Here is a 15714-nt window from a genome sequence, read left to right on the forward strand (position 1 = left end):
TGGAGCCACCTGCGGGATTCGAACCCGCGACCTACGCATTACGAGTGCGTTGCTCTGGCCAACTGAGCTAAGGTGGCGCGCTGCGAGAAACACGTCCCCCCTCGGGAACACGTTCGCATCAGCAGCGGCGCTAAGTCTACAGGGTTATTCCGGGTGCCCCGAACCAGGTCCCGCCGTGGACCAGGCCCTGCGGCGCGGTGGGTCAGCAGCGCTTGCCGTCCTTGGGAGGGGTGCCTTCCAGGAGGTAGGTGTTGATCGCGGTGTCGATGCAGTCGCTGCCGCGGCCGTACGCGGTGTGGCCGTCGCCGTCGTAGGTGAGCAGGGTGCCGGAGTCGAGCTGGGCGGCGAGGGACTCGGCCCACTTGTAGGGGGTGGCCGGGTCCCTTGTGGTGCCGACGACCACGATGGGGGCCGCGCCCTCGGCCTCGATGCGGTGGGGGGCGCCGGTGGCGGAGGTCGGCCAGAAAGTGCAGTTCAGGGCGGCCCAGGCGAAGCCCTTGCCGAAGACGGGGGACGCCTTCTCGAACTCGGGCAGGGCCGACCGCACGGCGGATGCGTCCTTGAAGGCGGGCGGGAGGTCGAGGCAGTTCACAGCGGCGTTGGCGTACATCAGGTTGGCGTAGGAGCCGTCCGCAGAGCGCTCGTAGTAGCTGTCGGCCAGCAAGAGCAGGCCCGAGCCGTCGCCGTCCATGGCTGATGCCAGTGCCTCGCGCAGCTGCGGCCAGGCGCCCTCGTCGTACATCGCCGCGACGACGCCGGTGGTGGCCAGGGACTCGCCCAGCTCACGGCTCTCACCCGTGGGCACCGGATCTGCGTCGACCTGCGCGAAGAAGGCCTTCATCCGGGCCGATGCGTCGGCCGCGGACGTCTGGCCGAGCGGGCAGTCCGGCTGCTGGACGCAGTCCGCGGCGAACGCCTGGAAAGCGGTCTCGAAGCCGGCCGTCTGGTCGCGGTTCAGCTCGCGGGCGGACAGCGAGGGGTCCATCGCACCGTCGAGGACGAGCCGGCCCACCCTCTCGGGGAACAGTTCGGCATAGGTCGCCCCGAGGAATGTGCCGTACGACGCCCCTACATACGTCAGCTTCCCGTCGCCCAGCACGGCGCGCAGGATGTCCATGTCACGGGCGGCCTCCACGGTGGACACATGCGGCAGAACCTCGCCGGAGCGCTTCTCGCAGCCCGCCGCGAAGTCCCGGTACGCCCGGGTCAGCGCCGCCGTCTCCGCCGTGTCGTCCGGCGTCTGGTCGACCTGGGTGTACGCGTCCATCTCCGCCCCCGTCAGACATTCGACGGGCTCACTGTGCGCCACGCCGCGCGGGTCGACTGCGACCATGTCGTAGCGGGCCCGCACCGGGGCGGGATAGCCGATGCCCGCGTACGCCTGGAGGTACTCGAGGGCCGAGCCGCCGGGCCCGCCCGGATTGACCTGGAGCGATCCCAGGCGCTTGCCCGGTCCGGTCGCCTTCTTGCGGGCGACGGCCAGCTCGATGGAGCCCTCGCCGGGGGCGTCGTAGTCGAGCGGGGCCTCCATCTTGGCGCAGTCGAAGCCGGGGACACCGCACTCCCGCCAGGTCAACTTCTGTGTGTAGTACCGCTCAAGGCCGGCGGAGGGCGCCGCGGAGGCGGACGACGGGGAAGAGGCGGCAGCCGGCGATTCGACGGCGTCGGACGGCGAACTTCCGCCGGTGCAGCCGGAGACGAGCACGCTCAGCGAGCTGAGAGCGAGGGCGGAGGTGCGGAGCAGACGCCTGGTGTCCATTCCCGGAGGGTAATGGACGGATGCGTCGGAAGGGCGGGCAGGCATATGCCGCCCCGGGCACGAGGCATCGGCCCGGAGCAGGGTGCCTATCGTGGCGCAGGGTGCGGGGTGCCGGCCCGACACACGAGGCGTCAGCCCGGAACAGGGTGCCAGCCTGGTCGCGGGGCACCTACCCGACGGCGCGCAAAGCCAGCCGATCGCGGGGTGCCGGCCCGACACACGAGGCGTCAGCCCGGGGCAAGGTGCCAGCCTGGTCGCGGAGTGCCGACCCGGCGGGGGCGGCCAACCGCGCATGGCGCCGGCCCGGCGCAGGGTGTCAGGCGGCCCGCAGCGCCACCGCCATCGCCTCGACGGCCAGCAGCGGCGCGACATTGCGCCCCAGCGTCTGGCGGCAGGCGACGATCGCCTCTATCCGGCGCAGCGTCCGCTCCGGCGTGGAATCCCGCGCGACGCGGTCCAGGGAGTCCCGTACGTCCTCGTTGGCGAGGGCGACCCCGGAACCCAGCTGAAGCGCCAGGACATCGCGGTAGAAACCGGTCAGGTCCGAGAGCGCGAGGTCGAGGCTGTCCCGCTGGGTGCGCGTCCTGCGGCGCTTCTGCTTGTCCTCCAGCTCCTTCATCGCACCGGCGGTGCCGCGCGGCATCCGGCCGCCCGCTGCCGCGCCCAGCGCGGCCTTGAGCTCCTCGGCCTCCTTTGCGTCGATCTCCTCCGCCGCCTGGGCGGCATCCTCGGCGGCGGCGTCGATCAGCTCCTGGGCGGCCTTGAGACAGCCGCCGATGTCCGCGACGCGCAGCGGCAGCTTGAGCACGGCGGACCTCCGGGCACGGGCGCGCTCGTCGGTGGCTAGCCGGCGCGCTCGGCCGATGTGCCCCTGGGTGGCACGGGCGGAGGCCTCGGCGGCCTCCGGCGCGATGCCGTCACGCCGTACGAGGACGTCGGCGACTGCCGCGACCGGGGGCGTGCGGAGGGTGAGGTGACGGCAGCGGGAGCGGATGGTGGGCAGCACGTCCTCCAGGGAGGGCGCGCACAGAAGCCACACTGTGCGGGCGGCCGGCTCCTCGATCGCCTTGAGCAGCACATTGGCCGCGCCCTCGGTGAGCCGGTCGGCATCCTCCAGGATGATGACCTGCCAGCGTCCGCCGGCCGGGGAGAGCTGGGCGCGGCGGACCAGGTCGCGGGTCTCCTTGACGCCGATGGACAGCAGGTCGGTGCGGACGACCTCCACATCGGCGTGGGTCCCGACGAGGGTGGTGTGGCAGCCGTCGCAGAAACCGCATCCCGGCTCACCGCCGAGAGCCCGGTCCGGGCTGACGCACTGCAGTGCGGCGGCGAAGGCCCGGGCGGCGGTGGAACGCCCGGAGCCCGGCGGGCCGGTGAACAGCCAGGCGTGCGTCATCTTCGAGGCCGCGGGGGCCGCTTCTCCCGCCGCCGCGGCGGTGACGAGGGAGTCGGCGTCACGCGCGGCGGCGGAGAGCTGCGTCCGGACACGGTCCTGCCCGATCACGTCGTCCCATACGGCCATGCGCCGTCACCGCCCTTCCTGCGCTGCGGCCTCCCATTGTGAACGAGCCCTCTGACAATCCGTGCCGCCGGCCGTCCCTCCCATGAGACCGGCGGCCCGGACGGCCGCGCTCAGCGGCCGCGACGGCGGTCGTCGTCCTCGTGCGGGCCGAGCAGTTCGTCCGCGAGGGTCGGCAGGTCGTCCAGCGGGGTCTCCTCGGCCCAGTCCGGGCGCCGACGGCGCGGACGCTCGCCGGCGCCTCGGTCCCGACCCCGGTCCTGGCCCCGGCTCTCCTGTCCGTCGGCGCCTGCGTCCGGCCCGACCTGCGGCAGTTCGCGGGTGCGGTCCTCCGTAGCCGAGGACCCACCCGAGGATCCGCTCGAACGCCGCTCGTCGCGGAAGAGGCCCGGCGGCACCCGGTCCACGGGGTCCGCCGCCTTCGGCAGCAGGGCCGTCTCGGCCGTGTCCGAGGATCCCGACGGCGCCGAGGAGTCCTCCGGAACCCTCGGCAGCACCGTCGTCTCGATCCCGTCCGCCCCGGCATCCCGGGGCGGCTCTCCGACCTCCGGCCGCGGGACCTCCTGCGTCACCTCGTCCGGACCGACCTCGTCCGGACCGGCCTCGTTCAGCCCTGCCTCGTCCGCACCGACCTCCTCCGCACCGGCCTCCTCCGCACGGCGCTCCGGCTTCACCAGCGGCGTGGGCACGGTCACCTCGGAGGCCGACTCGTCCGGAGCGTCCGCTTTCGCAGCCGCAGCCTCGGCCTCCGCGAGCCGCCGCGCCTCCTCCGCCTTCAGGAGCGCTTCCTCGGCCTTGCGCTGCTTCTCCAGCCGCCGCGCCTCGGCCTCCGCCCGCAGCCGGGCCTCTTCCTCCGCCTGCTTGCGCAGCCGTTCCTGTTCCGCGAGCCGGGCTTTCTCCTCGGCCTCGCGCCGACGCCGTTCCTCCTCGGCGAGCCGCCGCGCCTCCTCGGCCCGCTGCCGGGCCTCCTCCGCCTGCCGTTCGGCCTCTCGCCGCCTGGCCTCTTCCAGTTCGCGGCGCTTGCGCTCCTCCTCTTCGGCGCGCAGCCGGGCAAGCTGCTCCTGGCGCTCACGCTCCCTGCGCTCCTCCTCGGCCTTGCGCGCCGCTTCTTCCTCCGCGCGCCGCCTGGCCTCCTCCTCCGCGGCCTTGCGGGCCTCCTCCTTGGCCTTCACCTCGGCTTCGGAGAGCGGCAGGATCTGGTCGAGCCGATGCCGTACGACGGTGGTGACGGCCTCGGGATCCTGGCCTGCGTCCACCACCAGATAGCGGCCCGGATCCGCCGCGGCCAGCGTCAGGAATCCGGCGCGCACCCGTTGATGGAACTCGGCCGGCTCCGACTCCAACCGGTCCGGCGCCTCGGTGAACCGCTCGCGCGCGGTTTCGGGAGAGACGTCCAGCAGCACGGTCAGATGCGGTACGAGGCCGTCCGTCGCCCAGCGCGAGATACGGGCGATCTCGATCGGCGACAGATCGCGCCCCGCGCCCTGATAGGCGACGGAGGAGTCGATATAGCGGTCCGAGATGACCACTGCACCCCGCTCCAGCGCCGGGCGCACCACCGAGTCGATGTGCTCGGCGCGGTCGGCGGCGTACAGCAGCGCCTCGGCCCGGCTGGACAGTCCCGCGCTCGACACGTCGAGCAGGATCGAGCGCAGTCGCTTGCCGATCGGCGTGGCGCCCGGCTCACGGGTCACCACGACCTCGTGGCCCTTGGCGCGGATCCACTCGGCCAGCGCCTTGACCTGCGTGGACTTGCCCGCTCCGTCGCCGCCCTCGATGACGATGAAGAAGCCCGCAGCGGCCGTGGCCTGGGCCGGGTCCGAACCGCCGCGCAGCGCTTCGCCCAGGTCTCGGCGCAGGGGCACCCCCGCGCGGTCGTCCGTCCTGGCGAGAACGATGACGGCCACGGGCAGCAGCAGGGCTCCCACCAGCATCAGGGTGAACGCCGCGCCGCCGTGCGCGAAGACGACGTCGCCGCCCGTCAGCCGGTGCCGGCCGATGCCCGCGGCGAACAGCGGAGCGGCGATCGCGCCGAGCCCGACGGCGACCCGTACGACCGCCTGCAGATGGTCGGTGATCCGGGCGCGCCGGAACTCCTCGGTCTCCTGGTCGATCAGCACATGCCCGGTGTTGGCCGCCACGCCCGCCGCGCAGCCCGCCAGCAACGCGAGCAGCAGCACGGTCGCCGTGTCGGGCACCAGACCGACCGCGAGCAGCGCCACGCCGGTGACGGCGAGGGCGAGGGCGAGGAGCCGCCGGCGCGAGAGCGCGGGCAGGACGGCCCCGGCCGCGCGGATGCCGACCCCGGCGCCGCCGGTGAGGCCCAGCACGAGCAGCGCGAAGGTCGCCGGGCCGCCGCCCAGGTCGACGGCGTGCAGAACGGACACCGCCACGGCGGAGGAGATGGCCCCGGCGACGGCGGCGCAGGCCAGCACGAACAGCGGTATTCCGCCGGTACGCCCCTTCTCCAGCGCCTTCTCCCCGCTGCCGGCAGCTGAGGCGGAGGGACGGCGCAGCCCCTCCAGCGGCGAGCGCGGCCGGGGCGTCGGCGTGCCGGGGAACTGCAGGAAGTACAGGGTGGAGACGGACGCGGCGAAGAGACCGGCCGCCACATACGATCCGAGAGCCGCCTGGTGCAGCGAGAACCAGTCGACACCGGTGGCGAGCAGCTTGCTGATCAGCGTGGCGACGAGCAGGGCCGCGGCGGCCGCGGGAACGGCGGCGAAGCCGGTGCGCAGCCACAGCCTGCGCAGCGCGGCGAGCCGGTCGGGCAGCGGCCGCACCGCCGCCCCCTCCGGGGGCGGGCCGGGCAGCAGGGCCGGAGCGGCGCTCTCCCGTGCGATGGTCCAGAAGCGTTCGGCCGTCCCCGTCAGGAAGACGGTGACGAGCAGCAGAGTGAGCGCGTCGCCCCGGATCCAGTCGATCCACAGGGGCGCGACGACCAGCAGCGCGAGCCGTACGCCGTCCGCGCCGATCATGGTCCAGCGGCGGTCCAGCGGTCCGCCGGGGGCGGTCAGCGTGGTCATCGGGCCGAGCAGTACGGCTCCGAAGAGCAGGGTGGACAGCACGCGCGCGCCCAGCACGGCCGCGACGGCGAAGGCCGCTCCGCGGTAGCCGCCGCCGAAGGCGCCCTCCAGAACCGCCGCCTCGAGTGACAGCAGCAGGAGCACCAGCACCGCGAGCGCGTCGCCGACGCCGCTGACGAACTGCGCGCTCCACAGCCGCTTGAGTGCGGGATAGCGCAGCAGGGCGCGCACCGCGCGCTCTTGTGAGTCGGCGGTCAGCCCGTCGGGAACGTCGGACACGTCGGAATCCGCAGCAGTGTCTGAGGCTCGCGTCATCCGCCCAGCCTATCCGGACTGCCATGCTCCCCGGAGGTACGCCCGAACATGCGCGCGCGTGCAGGAGCCCCGCGGGAAGGGTGGGAATCCTGGGTTCCCGCCCTCCCCGGACGCCTGCGGCAGGGGATCGGCTGCGGCCGTCTGCTACTCGTCCCCGGAGGACGCGTTCGCCGACGCGGTCTTCTTCGCCGCCGTCTTCTTCGCCGCCGTCTTCTTGGCCGCTGTCTTCTTCGCCGCGGTCTTCGCGGCTGTCTTCGTCGCCGTGGCCTTCTTCGCGGCGGTCTTCTTGGCCGCGGTCTTCTTGGCGGCCGTCTTCTTCGCCGGCGCCTTCTTGGCGGTCTTCTTCTTCGCGGGGCCCTTGGCCCGCTTCTCGGCGAGGAGCTCGTATCCGCGCTCAGGAGTGATGGACTCGACGCTGTCGCCGGTGCGCAGCGTGGCGTTGGTCTCGCCGTCCGTCACATACGGGCCAAACCGGCCGTCCTTGACGACCACCGGGCGCTCGCTGACCGGGTCGGCGCCCAGCTCCTTGAGCGGCGGCTTGGCCGCGGCACGCCCGCGCTGCTTGGGCTGGGCGTAGATCGCCAGCGCCTCGTCCAGCGTGATGGTGAAGAGCTGCTCCTCGGTTTCGAGGGAGCGCGAGTCCGTGCCCTTCTTCAGGTAGGGGCCGTAGCGGCCGTTCTGGGCCGTGATCTCGACGCCTTCGGGGTCGGTTCCGACGACCCGCGGGAGTGACATCAGCTTCAGCGCGTCGTCGAGGGTCACCGTGTCCAGGGACATCGACTTGAAGAGCGACGCCGTGCGCGGCTTGACCGCGTTCTTGCCGGTCTTGGGCGTGCCCTCGGGCAGCACCTCGGTCACGTACGGGCCGTAGCGGCCGTCCTTGGCGACGATCGTGCGGCCGGTGGCCGGGTCGGCGCCCAGCTCGAAGTCGCCGCTGGGCTTGGCCAGCAGCTCCTCCGCGTACTCGACCGTCAGCTCGTCGGGCGCGAGGTCGGCGGGCACGTCGGCGCGTTGGTGGCCCTCCGCGTCCTTCTCGCCGCGCTCGATGTACGGGCCGTAGCGGCCGACGCGCAGCACGATGTCCTTGCCCACGGGGAAGCTGGAGATCTCCCGGGCGTCGATCGCACCCAGGTCGGTGACCAGCTCCTTGAGGCCGCCGAGGTGGTCGCCGTCGCCGTTTCCGGCTTCGGAGGCGGCGCCGGCCTGCTCGCCCTCGCCGAAGTAGAAGCGCTTCAGCCACGGCACGGCTTGCGCCTCGCCGCGCGCGATGCGGTCGAGGTCGTCCTCCATCCTGGCGGTGAAGTCGTAGTCGACGAGACGGCCGAAGTGCTTCTCCAGCAGGTTGACGACGGCGAAGCTCAGGAAGGAGGGCACCAGGGCCGTCCCCTTCTTGAACACATAGCCGCGGTCGAGGATCGTGCCGATGATCGAGGCGTAGGTGGAGGGGCGGCCGATCTCCCGCTCCTCCAGCTCCTTGACCAGCGAGGCCTCGGTGTAGCGGGCGGGGGGCTTGGTGGCGTGGCCGTCGGCGGAGATCTCCTCGGCGGTCAGCGCTTCGCCCTCGGCGACCTGCGGCAGCCGCCGCTCGCGGTCGTCCAGCTCGGCGTTCGGGTCGTCCGCGCCCTCCACATAGGCCTTCATAAAGCCGTGGAAAGTGATCGTCTTGCCGGACGCGGTGAACTCCGCGTCCCGGCCGTCCGACGCCCGGCCGCCGATCTTCACCGTGACGGAGTTGCCGACTGCGTCCTTCATCTGGGAGGCGACGGTCCGCTTCCAGATCAGCTCGTAGAGCCTGAACTGGTCGCCGGTCAGACCGGTCTCCGCAGGGGTGCGGAAACGGTCGCCGGACGGGCGGATCGCCTCGTGCGCCTCCTGCGCGTTCTTGACCTTCCCGGCGTAGACCCGCGGCTTGTCCGGCAGGTAGTCGGCGCCGTAGAGCTGGGTGACCTGCGCCCGGGCCGCCGAGACGGCGGTGTCGGAGAGCGTCGTGGAGTCCGTGCGCATATAGGTGATGAAGCCGTTCTCGTACAGCTTCTGCGCGATCTGCATGGTGGCCTTCGCCCCGAAGCCCAGCTTCCGGGAGGCCTCCTGCTGCAGGGTCGTCGTACGGAAGGGCGCGTACGGCGACCGGCGGTACGGCTTGGACTCGACGGACCGCACCGCGAACGAGGCGTCCCGGAGCGCGGCGGCCAGGGCGCGGGCGTTCGCCTCGTCCAGGTGCAGCACCTGGGCGGAGGAGCCGCCCTTGAGCTGCCCGTCGGGGCCGAAGTCCCGGCCCTGGGCGACGCGCTTGCCGTCGACGGTGTTCAGGCGCGCGCTGAAGACGGACGGGTCGGAGACGTCGCCCGCCCGGCCCGTCGCGAAGACGCCGGTCAGATCCCAGTACTCCGCGGAACGGAACGCGATGCGCTCCCGCTCCCGCTCGACGACGAGCCGGGTCGCGACGGACTGGACACGGCCGGCCGACAGCCGGGGCATGACCTTCTTCCACAGGACCGGGGAGACCTCGTAGCCGTAGAGCCGGTCGAGGATGCGGCGGGTCTCCTGGGCGTCGACCATGCGCTGGTTGAGCTCGCGCGGATTGGCGACGGCCTCGCGGATCGCGTCCTTGGTGATCTCGTGGAAGACCATCCGCTTGACCGGGACCTTGGGCTTGAGGACCTCCTGGAGGTGCCAGGCGATGGCCTCCCCCTCGCGGTCCTCATCGGTGGCGAGGTAGAGCTCGTCGGACTCGGCGAGCAGCTCCTTGAGCTTCTTGACCTGGGCCTTCTTGTCGGCGTTGACGACATAGATCGGCTGGAAGTCATGGTTGACGTCGACGCCGAGGCGGCGCACCTCGCCCGTGTACTTGTCGGGCACCTCGGCTGCGCCGTTCGGCAGGTCGCGGATGTGCCCGACGCTCGCTTCGACGACGAAGCCGGGGCCCAGGTAGCCCTTGATCGTCTTCGCCTTGGCAGGCGACTCGACGATCACGAGTCGGCGGCCGCCCTGTGCGGTCTCGCTTGTCGGGGACAACTTCGCTCTTCTCTCCGGTCGACGCTCGGTGACACAAACGGCAGTGCGGCGGTGGCGTGTCGCGCTGCACGGTGCGTGTCGCTCCTGCCGCTGCGGAGTGTGACGGTACAACCCGCCCCCGTGTCAAACGGCAAAAGCCCGCAACGGCCACTCGAACGGTAACCCGACTCCAGGCATTCCTGCCGCCCGGACCGGCACGTCGGTCCCTCGACTCCCTGATCTGCTCATGGGGTGCGCCCGCTGGACGCCGCCCCCGCGGGCCCCGCCTCCCGGTGGGAGATCCCCCTGGTCAGGCCCCCTGTGCTGCCCTCTTAGGGCGGCTGGATCGAGCCGGTTCCGTCAGTTGCGCGTCACACGCGGGCGAAGCACCAGACGCCCAGCGCGAGGAAGGCGGCCCCGAACAGAGTGGTGAGGGCCGCCGCCGTGGCGGGACTCACTCCATGAGCCACGGGCGCCCGGTGCGCCAGACGCACTCCGGTCCACACCAGCAGTGTGGCCCCGAACAGCGCGAACGCCGTCCCCGCGAAGATCGCCGGCCCGCTCTCCATCATGTGTCCCTCCCACCTGGCCCCTGTGCGCCCTGCCTGGTCCCTGATGCCCGAGGCTGACACCTCCGGACGTCGTCGGCGCGAATTCCAGGTGAACGGCCCGCGGGTTCACTCGCGCGGCGTCACCAGGGGACCCAGGGGCAGAAGACCCTCGGGGACAGGCCTCGGGGACAGGCCTCGGGGGCAGGGCCTCAGGCGCCGACGTCGGAGGCAGGCGCCGGGAGGAGGCATCAGGGGGAGGCGTCGGGGGAGGGGCGGAAGCCGGGCATTGGCTGATTTCTTCCTTGGCCCACCGCGATCCCCCGGCATAAGGCCTATGTCCCCATGGACTCCTCTCCCGCTTCGCCGGCCGGCTCCAGGAATCCTTCCTCGATCAGCCGGCGCAGCGCCTGCGGCGTCCGGTCGCGCAGCACCACGGGGTCCTCGTCGATGAGCTGGGCGATCGCGTCCAGGATCCGGCCGGCGCTCAGTGTGCCGTCGCAGACGCCCGCGAAGCCCGCGCCCACGGTGTCGACCCGGGTCGCCCGGCGCATGCCCCTGTTCTGCCTCAGCACCACATGCTCGGGATCCTCCGCGCCCGGCATGCCGACCTGCTCCTGCACCACCTCCGGCGCCAGGGTGAAGCGGTCGGCGAGCAGGGCCGCGTCATCGTGCGTCCGCAGATAGTCCATGCGGTCGAAGTGAGCGCGCACGACCTCGCCGAGCGGCTGCTCGACCGGGTGCGGCCACTCCTCGATCACGATCGACGGACGCTCCGCGTTCGACTTCCGCAGTGTGATCCAGCCAAAGCCGACGGCTTTGGTCCCCCGCGCCTCGAACTCCTCCAGCCACTCCTCGTACCGCGCCGCATACCTCCCGGAGTCGCCCTGGTGGTCGCCGCTGTCCCGCAGCCACAGCTCGGCGTACTGGGTCACGTCCTGCACCTCGCGCTGGACGATCCACGCGTCACAACCGCGCGGCACCCAGGAACGGAGGCGCTCCTGCCAGTCCTCGCCCTCCACGTGCTGCCAGTTGGCGAGGAACTGGGCAAAACCGCCGTCGTTCAGCCGGTCACCGGCCTGCTGGACGAGCGTGCGGCACAGATCGTCGCCGCCCATGCCGCCGTCCCGGTACGTCAGCCGCGCACCGGGGGAGATCACGAACGGCGGGTTCGACACGATCAGGTCGTAGGTCTCGTCTTCGACCGGCTCAAAGAGCGAACCCTCGCGCAGATCGGCCGGCCGGGCGCCGGAGAGGGCAAGGGTGAGCCGTGCGAAGTGCAGGGCGCGGGGGTTCACATCCGTGGCGGTCACCCGAGTGGCGTGCCGGGCGGCGTGCAGCGCCTGGATGCCGGAGCCCGTGCCGAGGTCGAGCGCGGAGCCGACAGGGGTGCGCACGGTGATCCCGGCGAGCGTGGTGGACGCACCGCCCACGCCGAGCACCACCCCTTCGCCCCTGCCGCTCGCACCACCCGATCCGCCGACCGAGCACCCGAGGTCGGAGACGACGAACCAGTCCTCTCCCTCCGGTCCTCCGTACGGCCGTACGTCCACGGTGGCGCGGACCTGCTCGCCGTCCTCGACGAGCCAGCCGTCGGCGAGGCACTCCTCCAGGGGCAGGGCGGCACGGGCGCGGTCGGCGGCCACGGGGCGCTGGAGCAGAAACAGGCGTACGAGCGTGTCGAGCGCGCCGTCCCCGCGGGTGGCGCGCAGCGCGGGCACGGTTTCGCTGCGGGCGAGCGCGGCATAGGCGGGGGCGCCGAGCAGATCGAGCAGCCCGTCGGCGGTGAAGGCCGCGTCGAGGAGCGCCTCGCGGAGGCGGAGCGCGGAGCCCGCGGAGGCGTCGGAGTCATCGGAGAGGGAGGCGGACAGGGGGAGGCCTGCGGCAGGGGTGGTCGTACTCACCCGACCCATTGTGGTCGCCGCCGCTGACAATCGCCGCACGGCCCGGCCCACCGCGTGGGAGCCGGGCCGTCACACGGCATCAGACCCGGCTCAGGAGTCGGCCCCAGACGCGGACTCAGACGCGGACGCACGCGCGGAGGCGGAGGCGGAGGCGGAAGACGAGGACGAGGCGGAAGACGAGGCGGAGGTCGAGGGGGTGGACGCGTTCGGCGACTCCGCCGATTCCGCGTTGCCGCCGCCGCCAGCCGGGCTGGACGTCGCAGTCGACTGACAGCCGGGCTGCTTCGACATCGCGGTGCCCAGCTCGCCGGAACGCAGCTTCTCCAGCGCGTCCTGGTCCATGTTCTCGATCTCGGCCAGGCCCTCCGCGACGTCCTGCAGGCCGTTCGCGAACGCCTGCTGGTTGCTCGCGTCGAGAGCGTCGACCTGCTTCTTCAGGTCCTGGTAGGCCTTCGACGCGGCTTCGAGTTCCGTGATGGCGTCCTGCTGGAGCTGTTCGCCGTTCTCCACCGGCGGCACGCCCGCCTCCTGGATGGCGTCGGCGAGAGCCTGGTCGGCCTCGGCGATGTCCTGGAACGCCTCCGAGTCGGCCTGCTTGATGTCGGCGGGCTGGCCGTCGGCCGCGGTCGAGATGATCGACTGGTGGGCGGCACTGTGCTTCTCGAACTGCGGCTGCGCCTGGTCGCAGAAGGTCTTGGCCCAGGCGTTCACCTTCTCGTCGCCGTCGTCGTCACTGCACCCCGACAGCGCGAGTACGAGCACCGCACCGCCGGACAGTGCGGCCGCAAGCTTCTTGTTCACCGGATTGGTCCCTTCCAAGGCTCTCGGCCCCGGAACATACACGCCAAGTGGGCGACAAACGCGTGTCGTGCATCCGATTCATAGGCTATTGCAGCCATTTGCACCAGCGTGGCACGAGACGAGACTCACGAAGGCGGAGACAGAGGCAGAGGCCTGGGCAGAGACAAGCGGGTGGACGGCGCCCGGTGATGCGCCGTCCACCCGCTCTTCGCACCGGCGTGTCAGCCGGGTTGTGCCCTTGGGGCTAGGAAACCACCGCGGGATCGGGCGACTTGGCGTTCCGCTCCGTCGCCTCGCCGCCCTCCCCCTCGTCGCCCACGGCGATGCCGCGCCGCTTGGACGTGTACACCGCTCCGATGATGACGCCGATCGCCAGCACCGCGACCAGGGCGCGAACCGCCGGGCTGGCGTCATCTCCATAGCTGAACTGGATCACCGCGGGCGCGATCAGCAGCGCCACCAGGTTCATCACCTTCAGCAGCGGGTTGATGGCGGGGCCCGCCGTGTCCTTGAACGGGTCGCCCACGGTGTCGCCGATGACGGTCGCCGCGTGCGCCTCGCTGCCCTTGCCTCCGTGGTGGCCGTCCTCGACGAGCTTCTTGGCGTTGTCCCAGGCGCCACCGGAGTTGGCGAGGAAGACCGCCATCAGGGTGCCCGCGCCGATGGCTCCGGCGAGGAACGCGCCGAGGGCGCCGACGCCCAGTGAGAAGCCGACGGCGATGGGTGTCATCACGGCGAGCAGTCCGGGAGTGGCCAGCTCGCGCAGGGCGTCCTTGGTGCAGATGTCGACGACCCGCCCGTACTCCGGCTTCTCCGAGTAGTCCATGATTCCCGGATGCTCGCGGAACTGCCGCCGCACCTCGAAGACCACGGCCCCCGCCGACCGGGACACCGCGTTGATGGCGAGACCGGAGAAGAGGAAGACGACGGCGGCGCCGAGGATCAGGCCGACCAGGTTGTTGGGCTGCGAGATGTCCATCACCAGGTTCATCGGAGCGCCTTCGCCGAGGGTCTCGCCGACCTCCGCCGCCGCGGTGGCGATGGCGTCGCGGTACGAGCCGAACAGCGCGGCCGCGGCCAGCACGGCCGTGGCGATGGCGATGCCCTTGGTGATGGCCTTGGTGGTGTTGCCGACGGCGTCGAGGTCGGTGAGGACCTGGGCGCCCGCGCCTTCGACGTCGCCCGACATCTCGGCGATGCCCTGGGCGTTGTCGGAGACGGGTCCGAAGGTGTCCATGGCGACGATGACGCCGACGGTGGTGAGCAGCCCGGTGCCGGCGAGCGCCACCGCGAAGAGCGCGAGCATGATCGACGTACCGCCGAGCAGGAAGGCGCCGTAGACACCGAGGCCGATGAGCAGCGCGGTGTAGACGGCCGACTCCAGGCCGATGGAGATGCCGGCGAGGACCACGGTGGCGGGCCCGGTCAGCGAGGTCTTGCCGATGTCCCGTACCGGACGGCGGTTGGTCTCGGTGAAGTAGCCGGTCAGCTGCTGGATCAGGGCGGCCAGCACGATGCCGATCGCGACGGCGACGAGGGCCAGGATGCGCGGGTCCCCGTCGTGCGCCGTGATGGCGGCCTCGGTCACACCGGTCAACTCCGCGTAGGAGGAGGGCAGGTAGATGAACGTCGCTCCGGCCACCAGGGCGAGCGAGATCACCGCGGAGATGAAGAAGCCGCGGTTGATGGCGGTCATCCCGCTGCGGTCGGCGCGCCGCGGGGCGACCGCGAAGATGCCGATCATCGCGGTGACCACGCCGATCGCCGGGACGATCAGCGGAAAGGCGAGGCCTGCGTCGCCGAAGGCGGCCTTGCCGAGGATCAGGGCGGCCACGAGGGTGACGGCGTAGGACTCGAAAAGGTCGGCGGCCATGCCCGCGCAGTCGCCGACGTTGTCGCCCACGTTGTCGGCGATGGTGGCGGCGTTGCGCGGATCGTCCTCGGGGATGCCCTTTTCGACCTTGCCGACGAGGTCGGCGCCGACGTCCGCGGCCTTGGTGAAGATGCCGCCGCCGACTCGCATGAACATGGCGATCAGCGCCGCGCCCAGGCCGAAGCCTTCGAGCACCTTGGGTGCGTCGGCCGCGTACACGAGAACCACGCAGGCGGCGCCCAGCAGGCCGAGGCCCACCGTGAACATGCCGACCACGCCTCCCGTGCGGAACGCGATCTTCATGGCCTTGTGCGCAACGGACGTCAGATCCTTTTCCGGTTCGCCCTCGCCGGGGGTCGCCTCTCGCGCGGCGGCGGCCACACGCACATTGCTGCGTACGGCAAGTCGCATGCCGATGTATCCGGTGGCGGCCGAGAAGAGCGCGCCCACCAGGAAGAAGACCGAACGGCCCGCTCTTTGCGACCAGTTGTCCGCGGGCAGCAGCATCAACAGGAAGAACACGACGACGGCGAAGATGCCGAGTGTGCGCAACTGCCGTGCCAGATAGGCATTCGCCCCTTCCTGCACGGCTGCCGCGATCTTCTTCATGGAATCGGTGCCTTCGCCTGCGGCGAGCACCTGGCGCACAAGCAGCTGCGCGACGAACAGAGCCGCCACGGCGACCGCCGCGATCACAATGACGATCATCCGATTGTCATCGGTGAGTACGGCTGCCGCGAGGGAAGTGGGGTGATCGATCAGTGCCGGGTTGAAGAGCCCCGCCATTCGTCCTCCTTGACGTTCAGAGCCCAAGATGTGGACGGATTGTAGGGAGCGGAACCTGATCAAAACAGGGCGCGGCAAATGGAATTGACCTTGAGTGGCTACTCAGCAATTGATCGCGTTCCGGAACTACCCTCGAAAGCGGTAATGGGGCAAACGCATTGACGCTTGATCGATGATCTAGAAAATGCG

Annotated in this window: 8 protein-coding genes and 1 tRNA gene; all 9 read right to left on the minus strand. The window is 71.4% G+C overall.

Annotated elements, in window-relative coordinates; all coding sequences use genetic code 11:
* The 9 genes from QCN29_RS02385 to QCN29_RS02425 all read right to left on the minus strand — a co-directional run bounded on the left by QCN29_RS02385 (position 1) and on the right by QCN29_RS02425 (position 15525).
* Positions 1 to 77: transfer RNA gene (locus QCN29_RS02385), tRNA-Thr, on the minus strand.
* Between the two features lie 125 nt (positions 78 to 202).
* A complete protein-coding gene (locus QCN29_RS02390; RefSeq protein ID WP_279925887.1) occupies positions 203 to 1759 on the minus strand; it encodes an alpha/beta hydrolase in 1557 nt (518 codons plus the stop codon).
* Positions 1760 to 2075: 316 nt separating this feature from the next.
* Positions 2076 to 3281, minus strand: coding sequence for a DNA polymerase III subunit delta' (locus QCN29_RS02395; protein WP_279925889.1), 1206 nt, complete (start codon positions 3279 to 3281; stop codon positions 2076 to 2078).
* A 110-nt stretch (positions 3282 to 3391) separates the two neighbouring features.
* Positions 3392 to 6619 carry a dTMP kinase gene (tmk, locus tag QCN29_RS02400; RefSeq protein WP_279925891.1) on the minus strand — a complete coding sequence of 1076 codons (3228 nt, stop codon included), beginning with the start codon at positions 6617 to 6619 and terminating at the stop codon, positions 3392 to 3394.
* A 144-nt stretch (positions 6620 to 6763) separates the two neighbouring features.
* Complete coding sequence (gene topA / locus QCN29_RS02405; protein ID WP_279925893.1) at positions 6764 to 9634, minus strand: type I DNA topoisomerase; 2871 nt, start codon at positions 9632 to 9634, stop codon at positions 6764 to 6766.
* Positions 9635 to 9984: 350 nt separating this feature from the next.
* Entirely contained in the window at positions 9985 to 10182 is a 198-nt protein-coding gene (locus tag QCN29_RS02410; protein WP_279926149.1) for a hypothetical protein, read from the minus strand.
* 314 nt (positions 10183 to 10496) lie between these two features.
* A complete protein-coding gene (locus tag QCN29_RS02415; protein WP_398859090.1) occupies positions 10497 to 12065 on the minus strand; it encodes a DUF7059 domain-containing protein in 1569 nt (522 codons plus the stop codon).
* Positions 12066 to 12155: 90 nt separating this feature from the next.
* Complete coding sequence (locus tag QCN29_RS02420; RefSeq protein WP_279925897.1) at positions 12156 to 12866, minus strand: small secreted protein; 711 nt, start codon at positions 12864 to 12866, stop codon at positions 12156 to 12158.
* A 244-nt stretch (positions 12867 to 13110) separates the two neighbouring features.
* The gene (locus tag QCN29_RS02425) at positions 13111 to 15525 is read right to left on the minus strand and encodes a sodium-translocating pyrophosphatase (RefSeq protein WP_279925899.1); all 2415 of its coding nucleotides are present in this window, start codon (positions 15523 to 15525) and stop codon (positions 13111 to 13113) included.
* Between the last annotated feature and the right edge of the window lie 189 nt (positions 15526 to 15714).

The sequence above is a fragment of the Streptomyces chengmaiensis genome, assembly GCF_029846775.1.
GTDB classification, from domain to species: domain Bacteria; phylum Actinomycetota; class Actinomycetes; order Streptomycetales; family Streptomycetaceae; genus Streptomyces; species Streptomyces chengmaiensis.

What these genes read in the sequence shown, in the direction of transcription:
- QCN29_RS02390 (WP_279925887.1), bottom strand. Translation starts at nt 1,759, where the DNA reads ATGGACACCAGGCGTCTGCTCCGCACCTCCGCCCTCGCTCTCAGCTCG.
- QCN29_RS02395 (WP_279925889.1), bottom strand. Translation starts at nt 3,281, where the DNA reads ATGGCCGTATGGGACGACGTGATCGGGCAGGACCGTGTCCGGACGCAG.
- tmk (WP_279925891.1), bottom strand. Translation starts at nt 6,619, where the DNA reads ATGACGCGAGCCTCAGACACTGCTGCGGATTCCGACGTGTCCGACGTT.
- QCN29_RS02410 (WP_279926149.1), bottom strand. Translation starts at nt 10,182, where the DNA reads ATGGAGAGCGGGCCGGCGATCTTCGCGGGGACGGCGTTCGCGCTGTTC.
- QCN29_RS02425 (WP_279925899.1), bottom strand. Translation starts at nt 15,525, where the DNA reads ATGGCGGGGCTCTTCAACCCGGCACTGATCGATCACCCCACTTCCCTC.